Here is a 22,095-nt window from a genome sequence, read left to right as displayed (position 1 = left end):
TCCATTGGTCCGGCCCTAGAGCTATCCTATACTTTCATTATATCTTAAACAGCTTGGAACGTAAGAGCGGAAAATGTTGAGAAAAAGAGGTGCGTTATGCTGAAAAAAAGGGGAACCCGGGGCGACAAGGGCAGTAAACTGGAATTCGGTTTATTCACACTGCCCGTAATCTTGTGCATTACGATTGCATTTTATATTCCGTTTTTGATGACGATACGCTATTCCCTGACCAAGTGGAACGGCATATCCAAACATCCGAAATTTGTAGGTCTGGATAACTTCAAGCAAATCTTGCTTGGAGACGCCAATTTTGCACATGCAGCCTGGTTTACCGTCAAGTATGCCATTTTGTACATTGTATTGGTGAATGTGCTGGCCATTTTGCTGGCGCTCGTTCTCGATATGAAACTGAAAAGCTCGGCTTGGTTGCGAGCGGCCTTCTTTATCCCTTATATCCTCAGTCTCGTGATTGTTGGCTTCATATGGAAATTCATCTTCATGCAAGGCTTTGAGTCATTGGGACACAGTACAGGCTGGGGCATCTTCCAGCTCAGTTGGCTAGGTGAGGAAGGGCTCGCGTTTGTTTCCATTTTGGCGGTATCGATCTGGCAATCCATTGGCTTTTACATGGTCATTTATATTGCAGGCTTGCAATCTGTGCCAGAGGATCTAAAAGAAGCTGCCATTGTCGATGGCGCGGGGCCGATTCGGAGATTTTTCAGTATTATTCTACCGATGCTTGCACCTTCCATTACGATCTCAGTCTTCATGGCACTGACCAACTCAATCAAAGTGTTTGACGTCATTTTATCTCTGACCGGCGGTGGGCCGGGAGGTACGACATACAGCATTGCGTATGATATTTACCGGGACACGTTCCAGAACAATCTGTATGGCTACGGAACAGCCAAAGCATTGATTTTATTCGTTGCAGTCCTGATCATTACGATTATTCAATTGTCTATTTTCAAACGCAGGGAGGTTGAAGCCTGATGCAACGCAGCCGTACAGGACGTATTTTGCTAGAAGCGGGCATGATTGTATTATCACTGTTATTTTTGTACCCGCTGTTTCTCGCCATTAACAATTCGTTCAAAAGCTTCGCTGAGGTCATGACCGACGTCATTGCCCTGCCTAAGCAGCTTTCGCTGGATAATTACGTATATGTATGGAAATTCATTGACTATCCACGCCTATTTCTGAATAACACCATTATTACCGTCGTCGGACTGGCAGGTATCGTACTGATATCTTCCATCGCGGCCTACAAGCTGGCAAGAACCAAGAGCAAATGGAGCTCCGTGATTTACATGCTGTGCATTATGCCGATGCTGATCCCGTTTCAGTCCATCATGCTCACTGTCTTGCGACTAGCGAAAGACTTAAATCTGGCAGACAGCACTTGGGGACTTGGCTTGCTGTATTGGGGCTTCGGCGCTCCGCTGGCCGTGTTTATCTATCACGGCTTTGTGAAGGGCATTCCGGTCGAGATTGACGAAAGCGCCAAAATCGATGGGGCCTCGGGCTTCCGGCTTTTCTTTTCCGTAATTTTCCCCTTGCTGAAATCAGTCACCGCCACCATTGTCATTATCGACGTGATGTGGATTTGGAACGATTTTCTGCTTCCGTTACTCATGGTTAACGGCTCGCCCAGCACTAAGACACTGACGCTGGCCGCCTATACCTTCGTCGGACAGTACACATCCGACTGGCAATACGCCATGACCGCGATGGTAATGGCTGTGCTGCCTTCGATTATCGTATTTATTTTTCTGCAAAAATACATTGTCAAAGGCGTTGTTGCCGGAGCCGTCAAAGGCTGATTCAACTACACCCTTACAGATGACCCAAAGAGGACTTGCGTAAACTTTACGCAAGTCCTCTTGTCTTCGTGATGTCCATGCCTGTACTCTGGCCTTATTTATGCTTAACCCATTGCGCGCTATCCACCGGCCAAAAAATCACATCCGCACGGCCAACAATATCTTTAATAGAAACAAAGCCAATAGCACGACTATCCCTACTATTATTGCGGTGGTCGCCCATCACAAAAATATACCCCTCAGGTACCTTGGAATCGGTTATGGTTCCATTTGGAAAGTCCACATTGTTATATAGTTCTCCCTTGGCGTGCGCATCCTGAATAGCTCCCTGAATGTATGACTCCTCTACTTTCTTACCGTTCACATAAAGATTGTCGCCTTGATACCGAATCGTATCGCCAGCCACCCCAATAACACGCTTAATAAAGTCTCTTTGTTCCTTTCTCACATGGAATACAACAACCTCACTCGGCTTGGGATCACGAAAATCGTAAATCACCTTGTTCACGACTACTCGTTCATCTGTCTTGAAATTCGGTTCCATGGACGCTCCCTCAACAATAAATGGCGCAAATAATAGCCAACGTATAATGAACACGAGCACAATGGCTACAATAATGGCCTTAAGCCAATCGATCATCTCCTTTTTCACTCTTGGCTGCTTTTCCTGCAATTGTTCGACAGTTGAATCTGTCAAATGATTTCCACTCTCCATGCGCTAAAACCACCCTTTCCCACAGTCTTCATTCCTATTATATGTATAATGTTTAAGTATAATCAAATTTTCCCAGTCTGACAAAAGTGCATTTTTAGTTGAAACAAAAGTGTGAACTTTTTTTCACAACATTAAAAAAACAGTAAAAAACTGTTGATGCAAACGTTAACATATATTACACTGTGCATATACTTCATAGAGCGTATTAGACATAGGTTAGATCAATCTGTCACCCCAGGAGGTGTCCTGTTTTTACTGGTAAGACAGCATGAGCCACTTTTATATATGCTATCTTCTTTTAAAATAAGAACTCAAATGAGGAGGAATTTACATGTTTAAACGGAATGATCGTCCAAAAAACGGATTTAACGCTCTAAGACTCAGTGTTTCTTTTGTTTTCGCCTCTTCTTGTATTATTGGAACCGCTTACGCAGATACGTTACCCAACGACACCCCTTCTTCCGCACTCACAGAAGAGGCAGTTAGTACAACTGACTCAACCACCGTCTCCACAACGTTAGCGGCAGGAGATTTGTATGTGGCGCCAAATGGTAACGTGTCCAATCCGGGCACCATATCTAGTCCTACCACACTCGAAGCAGCTCTTACACAAATTGCTCCTGGTAAAACCATTTACCTGCGCGGTGGCAACTACACCTACTCCTCAACGATTACAATTCAGCGTGAAAATAGCGGCAATAACGGCTCACTCAAAGGGTTGGTCGCTTACGGTAGTGAAAAGCCGGTACTTGATTTCTCTGCTCAAGCCTTTGGTTCAGCCAATCGTGGACTTCAGCTTAACGGAGACTTTTGGCTGGTAAAGGGCCTTGAAGTAAAGGGTGCCGGAGATAATGGTATCTATATCGGCGGTAGCAATAACCGAATCGAAAACGTGGAAACCCACCACAACCGGGATACTGGACTTCAGCTTGGGCGTTACTCTCCTAACGCTTCCACTAGTGAGTGGCCTTCGAATAATTTGATTTTGAATTCTTACTCTCATGATAACGCTGATCCCGATAATGGTGAGGATGCCGATGGCTTCGCGGCCAAATTGACTGTAGGATCAGGCAATGTGTTTGATAACTGCTTGGCTGCGTACAACGTAGACGATGGTTGGGATTTGTATAGCAAAACAGAAACAGGCCCTATCGGTGAGGTAACCATCCTGAACAGTGTGGCCCACCACAACGGGCAGACCGCAGATGGAACGTCTACCGCGAACAGCGACGGCAATGGCTTTAAGCTGGGTGGAGACAAAATCAAAGTCAACCATATTGTGAAAAACAGTATTGCTTTCCAGAACAAAAAACACGGCTTCACCTACAATAGCAACCCCGGCAGCATTACGTTGACCAATAATACCTCGTGGGACAATGGACAAAGTAATTTTGCTTTTGACAAGGGTGATCACGTGTTCATTAACAATCTTTCCTTTGAGGGAAGCGCCAGTGACAAAACAAGCGGTACAGATCAAGACAACTCTAGCGTTTGGTGGAAAAACAAAAAATCGACGAATGCCAAAGGTCTGGTAGTCAGTGCAGACGACTTTGTTAGTCTCACGCCTTCTATCACTCGAGGTGCAGACGGTTCCATCCAGCTAGGTGATTTCCTTAAGCTGGCCAAAGGGAGCGATCTGATCGGCTCGGGTACTCCGAGCGGAAAAAATATAGGGGCACGTTAAAAGCCCAGCTTAATCAGGACGCCCTGGCCCATCTACCAACTTAGACAATTCTGCATAATATAGCGACCGGTGATTGTCCTCATAACCAGACAAAATATGAGGTGAACAGATCATGGAACGAAGAATCACACTGAAACATACACTCGCCTATGGAAGCGGTAACATGCTGGGAAGTGGCGCACTTGCGATTAGCGGTGCATGGTTAATGTACTTTTATACAACCTTTTGCGGACTGTCTCCCGTTCAGGCCGCGGCCATTTTCTCTGTTGCTAGCATCATAGATGCAGTCAGCAATCCGGTCATGGGCTTTATCAGCGATAACTTTCACCGGACCCGCTTGGGCCGTAAATTCGGCAGACGACGCTTTTTCATCATGATGGGTATCCCGCTGATGCTCGTGTATCCGATGCTTTGGGTAGATGGGTTGGGCTTCTGGTATTACCTGAGTACGTACGTGCTGTTTGAACTGGTGTATACCTCAGTCATGGTGCCGTATGAAGCACTAGCGTCAGAGATGACCCGCGACTTCGGCGCACGCTCCAGATTAACTGGATGGAAGGCCATGTTTGGCAAAATTGCCAATTTTGCCGCCGCTTTTATCCCTGGTCGCTTTATTGCCGAGTATGGCAAAGACTCTCCATTGCCTTTCTTTTATACCGGTCTCGTTTTTGCAGCTATTTTGCTGATTGCGATGGCATTCTTGTACAAAAACTCCTGGGAACGTCCAAGTGAGGAACTGCAAAAGGAACTGGAAGGTGAAGCTCCGCTTTCCTTTATAGATTCGATGAAAAAGTTGTTTATCGACATTTCCTCTACCTTCCGGGTCAAGACGTTCCGTCATCATCTCGGGATGTACCTGGGCGGCTTTTCAGCTGAGTGGCTGTTTACTTCTGCTTTTACGTACTTTATTGTCTTCTCCTTGTTTCAAAGCTCGGAGATGGTGTCCAATCTGAATAGCTTTAACTCTGTCATTCAATTGATTTCTACCTATTTCTTCATCCAATTCTGTGTGCGTAAAGGATTCCGTATGCCATTCATCGCTGCACTCGTTGTCGTTTGCTTTAGCGTAGCAGGCTATGGCCTGCTCTATATAACGGGAGCCTCTAATACGATGGTATGGCTATATGTCATCACACTGTTCATGGGACTTGGTACAGGGGGCGTCTACTATATCCCTTGGAATCAATATACGTTCCTTGCCGATGTGGATGAAGCGTTGACTGGCCGTCGACGGGAAGGAATTTATGCAGGTATGATGACTTTTGCCGGAAAAATGGTGCGGGCCGTTGTCGTCTTCATTCTCGGCTGGGTGTTACAGCACTTTGGCTTTGTATCCGGGGCTGATAGTCAGCCCGTCGCTGCTCAGCACGCCATCTTTTATGTACTCGTGGTCGGTACCATCGTTCTCGCGATCATCGGTATGATTGCTTCTGTCGTGATGAAGCTGGATATTGACAGCCACAAGAAGCTAATCGCCGAAATTGACCGCCTCAAAAACGGTGGTTCCATGAAATCAGCTAAACCGGAAGCCCGGAAGGTATTCGAGGAACTGACAGGTTTCCATTACGATCGGTGCTGGGGTAACAATAATGTGGGCTTCAAGAACAAACCCGTTGACCCTAAGACACACACTCCATCTATGTAACAACAATAACAATTACAGATTAAACATTTACTAAAGAGGTGACTGTATCATGGCAAATCCAACATCACAACCAACCCCCAGCCCTACAAAAACAGATTCTTGGGCTGTACGTATGAGCGATTCCGTTCTACAACGGAGCCCGGAATTTTACGAAAAATGGGAATATGACCATGGCGTGATTTACAGAGGTCTGGAATGGGTTGGCGAACTGACAGGCGATCCCAAGTACATGGAATTTATAAAAAAACATATGGATCATTTTGTTGACGATAATGGCGTAATTCAGCGCTATAAAGTAGATGAGTACAATATTGACCACGTGAATAACGGCAAGCTGCTCTTCTCGCTGTATCGTGCCACAGGAGATGAACGATACAAAAAGGCAGCCTACCAATTACGCAGTCAGTTGGAAAAACACCCACGCACAAGCGAGGGCGCATTCTGGCATAAGCAAATTTATCCGTATCAAATTTGGCTCGACGGCTTGTACATGGGTGCCCCGTTCTACGCTGAATTTATCCGCGAATTCGGAGATCCGTCAGAGTTTGACGATGTGACCCTACAATTCAAGCTTTGCTACAAGCATACGCGTGATCCTGAAACGGGTCTGCTCTACCATGCTTGGGATGAGAAGGGTGAGCAGCATTGGTGCAACCCGGAAACAGGCTGTTCCAAAAATTTCTGGGGACGCTCGATGGGTTGGTTCGTTATGGCACTCGTTGACGTGCTGGACTATATTCCAGAGGATCATGCAGACCGTCCTGTCCTGATCGATATGCTGACGGAAACACTGGAAGCCCTGCTGAAAGTGCGTGATAAAGAAAGTGGAGTCTTTTATCAAGTGCTCAACCTGGGCCATGTGAAAGGCAACTATCTGGAGGCTTCAGCTTCCTGCATGATTCTCTATGCTATTGCCAAGGGCGTTCGCAAAGGCTATCTGCCAGAGCAATATCGTCAAGAGGCAGAAATCATCCGTAAGGGTATTATCGATGAATTTATCACGATCACTGAAGAAGGACTCGTGAATCTGAACAAAACGGTGCAAGTAAGCGGTTTGGGTGGTAAAGATCGTCGGGACGGTACCTTCGCTTACTATATCAGTGAGCCGATTATAACCAACGACCCCAAAGGTATCGGAGCTTTCATTCAGGCGATGGGTGAAGCAGAACGCATCTAAAATACGCGAACGATATACCTTAATAGCAAAAAGGACGGTGGCCATCAGCCCCGTCCTTTCCTCATTTATGCCTATCTTACTTACTTCATAACTTTAAATTCATATCCCTGTTTCTTCAGATATTCTATGATTTGCGGCAATGCTTTGGCTGTTTCTTCTTTACCATAGGTGTCATGCATGAGTATAATTGCTTTTTCTCGACCTTTGACTGACCTTATAAACTGGTTGATTAGTGCCGGTGCTTTCTTGGATCTTCCCTCTGCATCCTTCGTTAATACATTCCAGTCCACCTGATGGTAATCCTTTTGACGCAAAACCTTATCCAGAGCAGCCATTCCCTGTGGATCTCTTCTGTTCCATGTCATGTGCCCCCCAGGGAAGCGGATCATTCTGGTGGAGAATTCTGGCCCCAGAATACTTTTTAGAACCTGATTGTTCTTCTCGATCTCCTGCATAACATGATCCGTATTTACTCGTCTGTTCGGATATAAATATTTATAATTATGTGAGTACGTATGGTTTCCTATCGCGTGACCCTCTTTAACAATCCTTTTGATAAGGTTCCTGGTATGCTCATTTTCATTGGCTTCTTTACCTACAATAAAAAAAGTTGCCTTGACCTTCTGCTTTTTCAGAATATCCAATATCTGAGGTGTGACCGTCACGGATGGTCCGTCATCAAAGGATAAGTAGGCCACTTTTTTACCATCAGCTCCATCGGGCATTTGTCCTAGCATTTGCTGATTTAAATATTTTTCAACAAAGGCACCGTCTTCTACATCGGGATCGTTTTTTGGAGAGGCCGCTTTACCCTTTGCCCCTGCGCTGGATTTAACGTTTGATGATCCGGAATCCATTTTTTTAGCAAGCTCCTGGGTTGGCGCGTGTGGCTTACTATCCGAAACCTTTATCGCAATGAAAGTAATGCAACCTGCCACAAATAATATAATAGCAATCAGTATCAGCCTTCTTCTGTTCCTCTTCAAGCGGTGCTCACTTGTTCTACTATGTGAATAGCCCTTTTCCATTAGCTTATGTACCTCCACACTAAAATAAGAAAAACCACCGGATCAGGGTGGATGTACACACCTTAGAATGGACATTGGAAAAACCCTTAGGTTTAAGCCGGTGAAAATTTAGGGATGCACTTCAACCAGAGGACAACCTACTCCCGGTGGCTTTCTTGTCTTGCATTTGCATAATTACGAGTATCATTGCAGTTTATTACGATTGTTTCGTTAGGACCTGAGCTAACAAGGACGCATAAGCTTTAGCACCTTTAGGTTTTAAATGTACTCCGTCATGCTCGAAATATGAATTTTTACCAGAGCTTGCTGCATACCAGTCAATCATTGTAATTCGTGGGTCTTGGGATGCAGCTTCGGCAAGATGCTTGTTCACAATACTCTCCCATGGCCGAGGCACACGGGTATTCACGAGTATAATACGCTTCGTATCCTTCAGACTGGCGAGCAAATTCGCCAACTGATCCTTGGTGAAAGCGCCGTTCGTGCCCAGCTCAATGATAACTGTCTTACCTAGCTGTCCGTTCTGTCTTAGCTGCTCCAGTACGGCAGGCGCTTCGGCCATCTGACGACCGATCCGCCCATCTACAACAGCTCCCGGGAAGGATTCCTGAAGGTACGACTGTACATCTAACATGACAGAGTCTCCAATGGCGGTCACACTCGACCCATCACCTGTCATAGGCGTATCTTCTTTGGGTTTGTCCGAAGGTTCCGACGGTTTCGTAACATCATCCGTAGTACCCACCTGGACCGCCGTGTTTTTAGGCGTCTGGGCTTGAGACAGGGCTGGGGTCTGCGCCTTGCTGCCCTCGGATCCTTGCAGCTTGGTGGCTTGGGGCTCCTTGGAAGCCACGGATACCGTTCTGTGAAGTGGCGGCATCGCCTTTGCCTTTGCGACTGGCTTCTCATCACTTGATGCCGCCTGAATCGTTGCATCAGGAGAAGCAACGTACAGGTGGACGGTACCCATGAGAATACCCGCAAAAAGCACAGCCGCTGTAGTTGTAGGCATCCATCTCCACCGCGCCTGTCTACGAACCGCTGAACGGATTTCTGTAATCCAGTGGCGGAATCCTCCATGGCGAATGGGCTCCTCGATATATTTAAACGAGAGAGACGCCAGCAATACGGTAGCTAGCAATTGTAAAATGATACGCGTCACATGTACGCCATCGGTATCTACTTGAGGCGTCGTTAGCGTAATAACCGGAAAATGCCACAGATACAGACCGTAGGAACGGGCTCCAATCCAGCGTAGCGGCTTGATTCCAAGGAGACGACCAAGGTGGCTTACCGGATGAGCCAACGCTGCGACCACAATAGCAGTGACCAAGGCTATGCCCAGCAGGCCGCCCCGGTACAGAGATGGGTCGTATTCATTCGAGGCCCACGCCCAGTGACAAAGCAGTAGCAAGCTTATCGCACCGATGCTGTCCAGAAGCATACGCGCCTTAGCAGAAGCTTGCTCTTTCAGCTTGCCGCTTGGCCACACCAAGGCCAGCGCTGCACCAATTAGTAAAGCAAATCCACGCGTATCCGTGCCGTAATACACCCGGCTCGGGTCGCTTCCCGGTACGTAAATCACGGCCATCAGGAGCGCAGATATTAACGCCAGACAAGTCACCCAGCCTGCAAGCACAATACGCTTGGGCATGAATTTTAGCCCGAGCGCCAGCAGTAAAGGCCACAGGATATAAAACTGCTCCTCCACCGCCAGTGACCACAGATGCCCAAGCGGAGAAGGGGGGCCGAAACTTTCAAAATACGAAACCTGATGGAAAATAAACCACCAATTACTCATATACACCAATGCGGCAGGAACATCTCCGCGCAAGGCCGTTAGCCGTGACGGATCGAAGAGCAACGAGCACAGGACGATGACAGCCACAACCGTCAACATGGCAGGCAGCAACCTTCTGGCACGACGCAGCCAGAAATCTTTCATTTTAAAACTATGATATGTATCCCACTGACTAACCAAAATATCTGTAATCAGATACCCCGACAACGTAAAAAACACGCCTACACCCAACAAACCACCCGGCAACCAATCCGGATTCAGATGATACACAATGACTGCGATGACCGCCAGCGCTCTTAAACCATCCAAACCTGGCATATAACGACGTTGTGACGACAACCGATTAGACTTCATTTCAGCCGCCGTCCTTCTTGCAAATTCAAGCTCCCTGTCTGTTTCAATGCTCTTCTGCCCTTTCCCTCTCCTGCACATCGTCTGTGCGATGCCTTGTAGCCTTTTCATTCATTATATAAAACTTCATAATCGTAATGATTTCATTGAAGTTAAAATTAATGACAATGTTTTTATTATATCATTCCTTTCCACAGTTAGGTAACCACTGATAGATATACAAAAAAAGGCATCTCTTCCCTTAGGAAGAAAATGCCTCTTTATTCGGATTCTATTCTCTTAAAATTTGATGATACCTGAGGTATGAAGGAAGACCAACAACATCAGGATCGGTGCAACATACCGAAGACCGAATAACCAAACATTGAACCAGAAGGGTTTGATGTTCGCATGCTCAGCCGCAGTCTTCCAGTAGTAACCTGTGAATATAACAATCAACAAACCGCCTAACGGTAAGAAGATGTTGGACGCAGTGAAATCTACGAAATCAAAGAATGATTTATCCCCCACTTTTAACTCTGGCACCAGCCCCATGGACAATGCAGAAGGGACGCCCAGCATCAAGCACAGGACCGATACGACGATAACGGAGCGAACCCGGCTCCAACGCATACGCTCCATGACATAGGCTACTGGAACTTCCAGCAAGGATACCATAGAACCTAACGCAGCAACCGCCAGCAGTACGAAGAACAAACCGCCGAAGAATGCACCAAAAGGCATTGCCGAGAATGCAGCCGGTAAAGCAATGAAAACCAGCGATGGTCCTTGAGCTGGATTAATTCCGAAGGAGAAGGTTGTAGGGAAAATAATCATACCTGCGATAAACGCATAGATTAAATCTCCACCACCAACGGCCAGCATGGCTCCACCCAGGGATTGACGGCGATCCACATATGCACCGTACGTGATCATAATCCCCATCCCCAGTGAGAGTGAGAAGAAGGCATGTCCCAAAGCAACCAATGCAGACTCTATACTTAGCTTAGAGAAGTCAGGATTCAGAAAGAAGGATACGCCCGCACCAGAGCCTGGCAGCATAAGAGCGTTAATCATCAACACGAGCAGCAGGATGACCTTGGCAGGAATCAAAATTTTATTAAACTTTTCAATCCCGTTCGATACCCCAAGCGTAACCACGACTGCTGTAAATGCAAAAACAACTAACAGCCAAACCAACGGCGCATAGCCGGAGGAAAAAGAAGCGAACTGTCCAGCAAAATCATTATTTGAAAACAGATTTCCGCTAAATGCCTCTACGGCATAATGCAGTGTCCAGCCTCCTACAATGGCATAGAACGACAAGATAACAAACGGCACGATAACAAACATGATGCTCATCTTGCCCCAAATCGGATGACCGCCTACTTTTACCATTGCAGAAGCAGCACTTCCTCGACCTGCACGACCAAGCGCAAGCTCTGCTAAAAGTACAGGCAAACCAACAAGCAACAGGCAGACAATAAACAATAAGAAAAATGCAGCTCCGCCATATTGTCCTGTAATATACGGAAATTTCCAAATATTACCTAGTCCTGCCGCACTTCCGATCGCCGCCAATATAAATCCAGCTGACGAGAAGCGTTCATTTTTATCAGACAGGCTATTCTGCCCCTTGCTCAAATTCATTATATCCCCCTCATTCTCTCTACTTACGCATAAACATGAGCATGCGTACATAAATAATTTTTACTCATTATAGCGTAAGTAGGATGTAAGGTCATGCATAATTTTTCACTATTACCGGATTTATTTTCATAATGTTCGGTATCTACAAAATACAACAGAAAACTACATATTTTCTTCAACATCCTTCTTTATTATGGTCTCTCCCATGCGATTAGATACTTTTTGATAAATATACGAAATCGCCAACAGTACAACACCAAAAGAGAAGTAGGCTACAATCGTACTTCCTGTCGTTAATAGATGCAGATCATACAACAGCAGCTTACCTGTCGACAGCAAGGTCAAGCCCAATCCAAATCTGCGAATGTAGACCACTCGCTTGAGGAAGCCGTATACAATATACAAAATGGCCAGCAGTAAATACACCAGACTGAACACAAGACCAGCATCCCCCAGGCGGAACTGAACTCCGAGGAAGGCGGTTATGATGCCCAGCAAATATACACCCATAATGACCGGATACAGCTCATTACTTCTATAATGTCGGGTCATCAGTGCGTTCAGGAAATCCCTACTGCTGAAGAATACCAGCACATTAAAGGCTGCAAGTACCACCAACGCCACATAATCAGCAGCCGTATTTTGCGCATAATTTTCATGCAAAGTTGGAATCGCTACGGTGGCCACCAGTGCCAGCGCATAGCCTATGACGTACAACGCCAAGCTGTAGTATTTAATCACCCGATCGTACAGCAGCTTCACTTTAGGCAGGAAATAAGCCAATACCAGCGATACGCAGGTGTACAACAATACTTTGTACAAGGTGTAATGGGCAAACTCGTCGGATACAACGATGTTATACCAATGCCCGGCTTCATACAAAAGGTAGAAATACACGTTCACCAAAGCTACATATTTAAATCCTTGCATGATATGCATTTCGTACAACCGATTGTTTTTGAAAGCATTCGGACGGCTAAATTCAATCGCATAGAAGACGGTAACGACCAACATTCCCAGTGTAATGAGCGTATATTTGAGTCCAAAATAATCCGTCTCAAATCCTGACAACAGATATATAGGGAAATCGACGAAAAAGAATGCGCCCAGACACAGTAATAAAATGCCCCAGCCAGCTCGTTCCAATTCCTTCAACCGGTAACGGTGGCCATATAATGTAAGAAGAACCGCTTCAATCAACCACCCCATGGATAACCATCTAACTCCAAACTGGAACGGAATCATAAGGATGGCAAAGGTCAACGAAGTCGCATAAAATAATATTTTGGTTTGTTTCTCCTCTGGAATATATCGACGGACCCATTGTCCCAGACCCCCGTACACCAAGCAAAAGACGAGAGCCAACAAGCCTTTATAATCATCCAGGCCTGCATCACCGAACAGAGAATACAGAACGGAACAGCTCACGACTGTATTCAGAGCCAATAGGGAGAAATCCAGCCATGACAGTTTTGTTTTTAAACGGAACGGCACCCACAGTGTCATCCCGAGGTACATCGCAAATGTAATGACTGCATACAGCATGCTCGCTACGGCGCTTTCCGATAACCACGCCAGCACAATCATCAAGGGCGTATTAAGCAAAAAGCTGATATATTGCACGACGACCCACCGTTTGCGGAAGGATACAAGCAGAATCAGCAAGTTTAACAGGAACAAATAGCCCATGGCGATATACACGGCGTTCCCTTCCAGCCCGTTCGCTGCCATATAGGAAAAGAGCGGAAGATATCCCCCTACTAAACCAAAAGAGCATATCGTTCGGGATTCATACCTTAATGACAGTAGCACAGCGGTCACTGTAACGAGTACGGACAAGCCTATGCCTGTATACATTCCTATGATTTCTAACAAAAAGTAGCTGTAAAAAATCGATCCGTACAGTACAGAAATACCGCCGCCCAAAATACCGAGCGCAAAGGTCTGCTTCTGCTTGCGGTACAGCCATTCGCCGCCGCCCAGCATCAGCGCTCCTAGCAGAAAGAAGGCAACGCCCTTCATATTTCCTGTAAACCAGTTCGAGTATGAGTATTTAAATGCGGCTCCCACACCCAATATAATGAGCAAAATCCCCAGCTTGTTGATCCAGTTCAAGCCTAACTTCATTTCAAACTGATTTTGCTTCATGCGCTTCTGCATCGTTTCTTCGCTGATCTCTTCTTCTCCGAACTGCTGGAACTCGCTTGCCGTCTGATGAAGCAATTTGCGCTCGGCCTCCTGAAACCGCCTGCGTTGCTCCATGATTCGGTCTCGAATCTCCTCTGAGAACAGTCGTAATCGGGCGACGATCTCGTCCTGATCTTCTTTAAGCTCATGCGTAGTTTGCTGAATAAGCTGGTCCACTCGGTTTTTAGCCCCATATTCAAAGGATGTCAGCCGATTTTCCCCTTCTGTGGTTCTGGAAGCAAAATAGGTCTCCAGCTTTTCACGCGAAATGCGAATCATATTCGCCTTTTCGCTCAGCATTTGCTCCGTCAGCGCAGTGCGCAATTTTCCATTTTCCTGCTCAATATGTCGTACTCGCTCTTCCAAGTGAATGCAGCGAGCCTGATAATCCTCGAACTTTTTTCGCAGAACCTCATTCTCCAAAATGATATCTGAGGCTTCATAGTCTGCGATTAATGTTTGATACTCCTTGAGCAGCTTGTTCTGTTCTTGGCGGATCGTATGTAAACGATCTTTAAAATCCTCCATGTTCTCCTCCATCGCTGTCCATTTTGGTAATCATTACATTTTACATGAAATTAAAAAGGCATTATAGAGACTATAGCCTATTTTGAGCGTTAAATTGGGGCTTTTACTTGAATTTTCTTCCAGTTTCATCATCACAGAAAAAGCAGGACGGATATACATAAGAAATAAAGCCTACCTTTTCCCTTCGCAAACATGAAACCCGCATGGATGTGTTGCAGAGTCATGCCCTTGATTACCCTGCCGAAAATCAGTATACTAACAAAAAAGCAAACGATATTATGCCTGTGAAGAGCATCCAACTCGGAGGCGTTTACGCCAAGGACCATACGTTAGCGTAGGATATGGCGATATGTACCTAAGTAAACCGGACCCGCCCGTTACAGCGGAGCAAAGTGGATTGGAGAGTCATGACATCTGTCATGCTGTCCGGTCAATTTGGGTGGCACCGCGAGATCAAAGCGCTCCTCGTCCCTTATGGATGAGGGCGCTTTTTGTATTTTTATCCGAAAAGGAGTGCGGTGTCATGTTGGATATCAAATGGATCAAAGAGCATCAAGAACAGGTTCAGACGGCAGCAGACGGCAAAGGAATACAAGTATCGGTCGCAGAGCTGTTGACTCTGGATGAGCGGAGAAAACAGCTGCTTCAGGAAGTGGAACAGCTTCGCCAGAAGCGAAATCAGTGTAGTCAGGATATCGGTGCGCTAATCCATGCTGGTAAGAGTGAGCAGGCCGAAGGAGCAAAGCATCAGGTCAAAGAAATTAACGGACAGCTAGATCTTCTGGAAGCCCCGCAACAGGAAGTAGAGGAACAGTTTCAACAGCTTTTGCTTCTGATGCCTAATATCGTATCGCCAGATACACCACGGGGGAGATCAGATGAGGATAATGTAGAGCTGGAGAGGGTTGGAACGGTTCCGAACTTCGGATTTGAGCCAAAGGATCACATGGCGCTTGGTGAGCTTCACAAGCTTATCGACGTCCCTCGGGGTGTCAAAACAGCCGGTACCCGTAACTACTATCTGACGGGAGCAGGGGTTGCATTGCATCGGGCTGTGCAGCAGCTTGCGGTGGATCTGCTGACTGAACGCGGATTCCAGTTGCTGGACGTTCCACTGATGGTACGTGCAGAGGCGATGCGCAGCACTGGTTTCTTCCCGCTCGGACTGGATCAGACGTACCGCATCACAGGAGAGGATCAGTGGCTTGTAGGCACTTCGGAAGTGCCGCTGGTCTCGTATTACAGCGGTGAGATCGTGGATGTTACGGACCCGATTCGGCTGGCAGCCGTGTCCGTATGCTTCCGCAATGAGGTCGGCTCGGCCGGAAGAGATGTGCACGGACTGTATCGTGTGCACCAGTTTGCCAAGGTCGAGCAGGTCATCATCTGTGAAGCCAGCCTGGACGCTTCAGAGCAGATGTTTCAGGAGATTACGCGCAATGCGGAGGACCTGCTTCAACTGCTGGAACTGCCCTACCGTAAGATGGCTGTCTGTACAGGCGACATGGCGCAAAAAACCTACAAGCAGGTGGACATTGAGACATGGATGCCTAGCCGTCAAGCTTACGGCGAGACACATTCGTCGTCGCAACTGCTTGATTTTCAGGCGCGTCGTTCCAACATCCGCTACCGTAATGCGGACGGCAAGCTGCGATATTGTTACACGCTCAACAACACAGCGGTTGCTTCGCCCCGGATTTTGATTCCGTTGCTGGAGCATCACCAGCAAGAGGACGGTTCGATCCGTATTCCGGAGGCTTTACGTCCATATATGCCGCGAGGTATGGAATTTTTGCGTACTCCCTTGTTATGAAAACAGGAGTGCACTTTGAAAAGTAGTACCCCATGAGCAGGATTTCCCATTGTATCATCGCAAAAAAGACGAAGGACAAATATCCTTCGTCTTTTTGATGTTTCATTGTGTCATTGTGCTTCTGCTTCCCAAGCGCTGGCAGGGCCAAAGAATTCATAGTGGATATCCGAAGCAGGGATATTCCACTCCTTCAACAGGCCGTATACCGATTGCATGAATCCCTCAGGGCCGCAAAAGTAATATTGTGCGTTACGTTCCGGTATCACGGATTGCAACCAGGCCAGATCCAAACGACCTTCCTTGTGAAAAGCCTGTGCCAGCCGATCTTGCTCCGTTGGTCTGCTGTAACACCAACGAACTGCAGCCTGTGCATGTGTGGCGACCAGCTTTTCCACCTCATTGCGCAGAGCATGGTTATCTCCGTTGACTGCTGCGTGGACAAAGGTGACAGGCCGATGCGGAGCAGATTTCACCAAGGAAGCCAGCATACTGACCATTGGGGTTAGCCCGACCCCGCCGCTGATCAGCACGACAGGTCTGCGATCTGCCCGATCCAGCGTAAAATCACCCGCCGGTGCAGATACCTGAAGCACATCGCCCTCTTGTACCTGCTCATGCAGATATACGGATACTTTACCTGCCGGACGTGACTCTACGGCATCCTCGCGCTTTACAGATATCCGGTAGTGGGATTGGCCCGGTGCATCCGAAAGGCTGTATTGACGAATATGGGTATTATGTTCGCCCGGAATTTCCATTTTTAAGCTGATATATTGCCCAGGCTCGAATTCAGGCAGCACCTGTCCATCCTGCGGCACCAAATAAAAGGACGTAATTTGGTCGCTTTCCTTAACCTTTTTCTGCACAACAAAGCTCTTAAAGTCTGACCAGCCTCCCTGCTGCTGTCCAGCCTCCTTGTACATTTCAGCTTCCATGTCTATAAATACATTAGCGATCACACCATAGGCCTCAGCCCATGCGGCAATGATCTCGTCTGTAGCCGCATCTCCCAGTACGTCTTTGATCGCAGCGAGCAGATATTTTCCGACAATTGGATAATGCTCGGGCTTAATTCCCAAACTGCGATGCTTATGTGCAATCTGACGTACCACCGGAATAATTTCCTCCAGACGGTCAATGTGCTGTGCAGCTGCGTATACAGCATTGGCCAGCGCCCCTTGTTGACGTCCTTGCTTCTGATTCGCGTGATTGAATATATTGAGAAGCTCGGGATGGGCCTCAAACATCATCTGGTAAAAACGCTTGGTGATTGTAGTTCCATGTACCTCCAAAACAGGTACAGTCGATTTGATCGTTGCAATGGTTTGCTCACTTAGCATCTTTGTATCCCTCTTCTCTCCAAAATAAGATCAACAAAGGATGTATCAACATATGCCCCATTTGTTAATCCTCAATTTAAAGCAAGTATACCCAACTAAAGTAACCGTTTATGTGATTCTAGTCACTTTAAATTTGAATTATCCGAAAATGTCAATGACAAAACGCACATTTAAAAACAATTCCGATATAACTAACGTACTTTCCCCTAACAACAGTTTCACCATTCTAAAGACTTCAATTTATTCCACTTGTAAACGCTTCCAATTGGGATAAAATCGAAGATGAGGTGCCGGACAAGCCGTTCCGGCCCATCCTATCCGTGTTAAAGGAGGCAGATGATATCGTGAAGTGGATCCACAGCAGCAAATGGTTAGCCGCATGGATTTGTATCCTATTCGCAGTGGCCAGTGCGGGTCTTCAACCCGACGCAGCCCATGCCCATACAACAGGAGTTACGCAAGCAACCTACGGGACCGAAGTGAACCAGGCGCTGAATGGTTTGGACGTCGCCAATGCCGAACTATCCCTGAGCGCAACAGCAAGCACGGCCATTACGAACGGAACGGATTGGAAAGACACCGCAGGTAACCCCATTCAGGCGAACAGCGGTAATATCCTAAAAGTAGGTTCCACTTATTATTGGTACGGCGAGCACGCCGAAAACTGGAAATTTGAAAAAGTGAACGTGTATACCTCAACCGATTTGAAAAATTGGTCCTTCCGCAGCACTATTCTCACCAAGGATTCCGCCCCTGAGCTAAATTCGAGCAAAATCGAGCGTCCCAAAGTCATCTACAACAAAACCACCGGAAAATATGTATTATGGGCGCACTATGAAAATGGCACGGACTACTCCCTAGGTCGTGTAGCCGTCGCTACCAGCGATACACCCGACGGAAATTTTGCCTACCAAGGCAGCTTTCGCCCGCTGAATTACGAATCTCGTGATATGACGGTGTTCACGGATACTGACGGTAGCGGCTACCTTATTACAGCTTCCCGTAAAAATGGCGGCGCCAACGATACGATGGCGATCTTCAAGCTGACAGCTGATTATACGGGCGTGCAGTCGTTTGTTGGCTGGATTTTTGAAAATGGCTATCGCGAAGCTCCTGCTGTTGTGAAAAAGAACAACACCTACTACCTGTTCACCTCGCAGGCATCCGGCTGGTATCCGAATCAGGGCGCTTACGCAACCGCCAGTTCCATGACGGGAAGCTGGTCTGCTCTATCGCCCTTCGGTGATCCGGCGGCTTATGGATCGCAAATCCACTCCATCGCCACGGTTACGGGTAGCGCGGGAACCAGCTACATCTATATGGGCGACCGCTGGAACCCGCTCAATCTGAGCGACCACAAATTCATCTGGTTGCCACTAACTCTGAATGACGCCAACAAAACAGCAACCCTGAACTGGTACAGTAGCTGGGATCTGGATGCTGCGACAGGCGCAGTAATTCTACCGTCCCTTGTGAATCATGCACAGGGCAAAACAGCGACTGCTAGCTCAGCCGCATCCGGTTCTCCAGCTTCACTGGCGAACGATGGCAACGCCCAAACCTCGTGGAAGGCTACTTCCGCATCCTGGCCTGCATGGTGGCAGGTCGATTTGGGCAGTTCCAAGACCATCCGCGAAGTGGGTATTTCATGGTTTATGTACAAAGGATCTGAAGCGTATTACAAATACAAAATTGAATACAGCATGGATGGAGTCAACTACTCCACGATTGATCGCACAGGTAATACCACATATGGTTTTACCTGTGACAAAGTCAATTTTCAAGCTCGCTACGTGCGAATCAACCTTGTAAATGCAGTGCTATTCAATAATCCGAACAACTGGTATACCCCGACAGTGCATGAAGTCAGATTGCTTGGCAATTAACTTGCTTCATTAAAAAGAACATGACAGGAGAATCCCATATCAAATAGGCTTCTTCTGCCATGCTTGCTTTACCACCTGTTTCGTACTCATTCGCTCAACGTATCCGATTTACTGTGGTAAACACAAATTTATCATACCGATGCCGTGAGAATGAGTATTCAAACGGTATACCCGTATCCAGATAACCTACCTGCTCAATTTCTAAAACCGGATCATCCACACCACAGTCCAAATACTCCCAATCTAGCTCAGTCGACTTGGACGCGCGGATGGTACGATGTGAACTGACAATATTAAGGCCCAGCTCCTCCTTAATATGTTTGTACACTGAGCCGTGCAACACCTGCTCGGTAATACCGCTGATCAGCTTGGTAGGCATGTATGTGCGCTCTATCACATAGGGCTCGCCCTCTACAATACGCAGACGGACGACATGATACACAGGAGAATTGGCATCAATAAATAGATGCGCCGCTACCTCTTCAGATGGAAATTGAACGTCAAACGCTATGATTTTACTTTTGATTTCTTTCCCGCGCAGTACGTTTGTCAGCCCCAGCATTTCATTCACAACGACATTAACCGGGACATTGTAGACCGATTTGACGATAAAGGTTCCGTGTCCTCTTTTACGATTCAACAGCCCTTCCGACACCAACGTATCCAATGCCCGCTTAATCGTCATCCGACTTACCCGGAACTCACTGGCCAGTGAAATTTCATCGGGAATCGGATCATCACTGCTATAGGTCTTATCTATAATACGCTTCTTGACCTCTTGTGCAATCCGTTCGTATTTATTCATCTGTCTACCACCTGTACTAAAATTTGTTTTATGTCAGCATTTTACCAAAAAAATCGGTAGCGCTGGTTCTTTTGGTTCTGCAGGCGGGGACATCGAGGTATTACGGTATAAGTAAGTATACCGAACAATATACTTTCTCACCAGCAGTATACAGAGTAACTTGGCACGGTGATAAAAAAAAGGCGGTCCAGAGGACCACCCACCACCTTAGAATCCGTTATTTTCGATCACTTGTTTGAACCAGTGCCCACTCTGTTTAACGGATCTTTTGCCGCCGTCCTGAAGATCGACAGACACAAAACCATAGCGATTCTTATAAGCATTCGTCCAGGACCAGTTGTCCATAAACGTCCATAAGTGATAGCCTTTCACATTGGAGCCCTCCAAGATGGCCCGTTGAACCCATTTGAGATGCTCACGGATAAAATCAATGCGATAGTCATCATGGATCATGCCGTGCTCATTCCTGAATTTTTCCTCGCCTTGAACACCCATCCCATTTTCTGAAATGAAGCATTCAATGTTGCCGTAATTCAGTCTGACATTGGTCAGAATGTCGTAAATGCCCTTCTCATAAATCTCCCAGCCCCGCATCTCATTCATCTTACGGCCAGGCATAGCGTAATAATCGAAGAATCGTTCCGGCACAAAAGGCGCATCTGGATTCGGCAGACTTTCGCGAGCCTTGACTCTGCGAGGCTGATAATAGTTAATCCCCAGCAGGCCCACCGTGCCTTGACGTATAATCTCCCGGTCCCCGTCTTCCATCAGCGGTACAAAGCCCTCTTGGCGCAACAGTTCCACGAGCAAAGGGTTAAATTCTCCCGTCACAGATGGGTCTAAAAAGGAACGGTTAAAGAACGCATCGCATATTTCAGCAGCCTGCACGTCTGCCGGGTGCTGACTACGCGGATAGGTCGGCGTCAGGTTCAAAATAATTCCGATTTTGCCCTTGTAGCCTCCCTCTTTGTATGCCTTAATGGCACTCGCGCTCGATAACAGGGTATGGTATCCCACCTGTACAGCTTTACCGAAATCCACTTCATTCGGATAATGGAAATCGTACAGATAGCCGCCTTCCACTGGGACAATCGGCTCATTATGCGTAAACCATTTGGCCACACGATCTCCGAATAGCCCAAAGCAAGTGTTAGCGTAATCTACGTAAGCTTCGACCGTCTCCCGGTTCACCCATCCTCCTTTTTCCTGTAAAGCCATCGGCAAATCAAAATGATACAAACTCACAAATGGCTCAATCCCCGCCTGATGCAACTCTGCAATGACGGCATTATAGAAATCAACCGCCTTCTGGTTCATCGCACCCCTTCCCGCTGGAAACAGACGCGACCAGGAAATAGAGAACCGGAAGGAGTTGTGACCAAGCTCTTTCATGAGTGCAATATCTTCTTTGTAACGGGTATAGAAACGGGACGTTTCGCCAGGTCCAACCCCGTCATAAAAACGGTTCGGCTCCTGCTCAAACCAATAATCCCAAATGTTCGGTCCTTTGCCGTCTCCCTCCATGGTTCCTTCTGTCTGGGTAGCCGAGGCCGATGAGCCCCACCAGAAGTCGGATGGAAAACGGTATTGAATGGTTTGCTGCTCGGTATCTTTCATTTCGGTATGATTCACAGCTCTACTCCTCTCTCTTTTGCATGAATAAGCTGCTAATCCAGCAGCTTA

Annotated in this window: 15 protein-coding genes; 7 read left to right on the top strand and 8 right to left on the bottom strand. The window is 47.0% G+C overall.

All coding sequences use genetic code 11. From position 1 onward, the window contains the following. The first annotated feature begins 96 nt into the window (after positions 1–96). Positions 97–993, top strand: coding sequence for a carbohydrate ABC transporter permease (locus ACEN8J_RS23415; RefSeq protein ID WP_029518756.1), 897 nt, complete (start codon positions 97–99; stop codon positions 991–993). Continuing rightward, on the top strand, positions 993–1,823 hold the full coding sequence (locus ACEN8J_RS23410) for a carbohydrate ABC transporter permease (RefSeq protein ID WP_039271872.1): 831 nt from the start codon (positions 993–995) through the stop codon (positions 1,821–1,823). The genes ACEN8J_RS23415 and ACEN8J_RS23410 overlap by 1 nt, the downstream gene beginning before the upstream one ends. Positions 1,824–1,917: 94 nt before the next feature. Here ACEN8J_RS23410 and lepB read toward each other — a convergent pair whose 3' ends face one another. Continuing rightward, positions 1,918–2,538 carry a signal peptidase I gene (lepB, locus tag ACEN8J_RS23405; protein ID WP_029518758.1) on the bottom strand — a complete coding sequence of 207 codons (621 nt, stop codon included), beginning with the start codon at positions 2,536–2,538 and terminating at the stop codon, positions 1,918–1,920. 331 nt (positions 2,539–2,869) lie between these two features. On the opposite strand from lepB, the gene ACEN8J_RS23400 reads away from it, so the two are divergent. The 3 genes from ACEN8J_RS23400 (at position 2,870) to ACEN8J_RS23390 (ending at position 7,044) form a co-directional block, all read left to right on the top strand. After that, positions 2,870–4,222 (top strand): right-handed parallel beta-helix repeat-containing protein, encoded by a 1,353-nt coding sequence (locus tag ACEN8J_RS23400; RefSeq protein ID WP_165145725.1) that lies wholly within the window; start codon positions 2,870–2,872, stop codon positions 4,220–4,222. Between the two features lie 112 nt (positions 4,223–4,334). After that, positions 4,335–5,867, top strand: a complete 1,533-nt coding sequence (locus ACEN8J_RS23395; protein ID WP_069012248.1) for an MFS transporter — start codon at positions 4,335–4,337, stop codon at positions 5,865–5,867. A 49-nt stretch (positions 5,868–5,916) separates the two neighbouring features. Then, a complete protein-coding gene (locus ACEN8J_RS23390) occupies positions 5,917–7,044 on the top strand; it encodes a glycoside hydrolase family 88/105 protein (protein ID WP_029518761.1) in 1,128 nt (375 codons plus the stop codon). A gap of 80 nt (positions 7,045–7,124) precedes the next feature. Here the strand turns inward: ACEN8J_RS23390 and ACEN8J_RS23385 are convergent, their stop codons facing one another. The 4 genes from ACEN8J_RS23385 to ACEN8J_RS23370 all read right to left on the bottom strand — a co-directional run bounded on the left by ACEN8J_RS23385 (position 7,125) and on the right by ACEN8J_RS23370 (position 14,568). Beyond that, the gene (locus tag ACEN8J_RS23385; protein WP_495594026.1) at positions 7,125–8,072 is read right to left on the bottom strand and encodes a polysaccharide deacetylase family protein; all 948 of its coding nucleotides are present in this window, start codon (positions 8,070–8,072) and stop codon (positions 7,125–7,127) included. A 196-nt stretch (positions 8,073–8,268) separates the two neighbouring features. Then, positions 8,269–10,227: an acyltransferase family protein gene (locus ACEN8J_RS23380; protein ID WP_495594566.1), complete on the bottom strand. Its 1,959-nt coding sequence runs from the start codon at positions 10,225–10,227 to the stop codon at positions 8,269–8,271. Between the two features lie 276 nt (positions 10,228–10,503). Further along, complete coding sequence (locus ACEN8J_RS23375) at positions 10,504–11,853, bottom strand: sodium-dependent transporter (protein WP_013312591.1); 1,350 nt, start codon at positions 11,851–11,853, stop codon at positions 10,504–10,506. 162 nt (positions 11,854–12,015) lie between these two features. Further along, a complete protein-coding gene (locus ACEN8J_RS23370; RefSeq protein ID WP_029518765.1) occupies positions 12,016–14,568 on the bottom strand; it encodes a DUF2339 domain-containing protein in 2,553 nt (850 codons plus the stop codon). Between the two features lie 523 nt (positions 14,569–15,091). Here ACEN8J_RS23370 and serS point away from each other — a divergent pair. Further along, on the top strand, positions 15,092–16,381 hold the full coding sequence (gene serS / locus ACEN8J_RS23365; RefSeq protein WP_495594024.1) for a serine--tRNA ligase: 1,290 nt from the start codon (positions 15,092–15,094) through the stop codon (positions 16,379–16,381). A gap of 110 nt (positions 16,382–16,491) precedes the next feature. On the opposite strand, the gene hmpA is transcribed toward serS, so the two are convergent. After that, positions 16,492–17,721: an NO-inducible flavohemoprotein gene (gene hmpA, locus ACEN8J_RS23360; protein WP_069012254.1), complete on the bottom strand. Its 1,230-nt coding sequence runs from the start codon at positions 17,719–17,721 to the stop codon at positions 16,492–16,494. 344 nt (positions 17,722–18,065) lie between these two features. Between hmpA and ACEN8J_RS23355 the strand changes: the two genes are divergently transcribed. Beyond that, entirely contained in the window at positions 18,066–19,607 is a 1,542-nt protein-coding gene (locus tag ACEN8J_RS23355; protein WP_029518769.1) for a family 43 glycosylhydrolase, read from the top strand. A 94-nt stretch (positions 19,608–19,701) separates the two neighbouring features. Here ACEN8J_RS23355 and ACEN8J_RS23350 read toward each other — a convergent pair whose 3' ends face one another. Beyond that, on the bottom strand, positions 19,702–20,412 hold the full coding sequence (locus ACEN8J_RS23350) for a GntR family transcriptional regulator (protein ID WP_029518770.1): 711 nt from the start codon (positions 20,410–20,412) through the stop codon (positions 19,702–19,704). Between the two features lie 207 nt (positions 20,413–20,619). After that, positions 20,620–22,029, bottom strand: a complete 1,410-nt coding sequence (locus ACEN8J_RS23345) for a glycoside hydrolase family 1 protein (RefSeq protein WP_495594565.1) — start codon at positions 22,027–22,029, stop codon at positions 20,620–20,622. Positions 22,030–22,095 lie beyond the last annotated feature (66 nt).

The sequence above is a fragment of the Paenibacillus sp. Paensp38 genome, from assembly GCF_059491915.1.
This window is presented reverse-complemented; position numbering and strand designations above follow the sequence as displayed.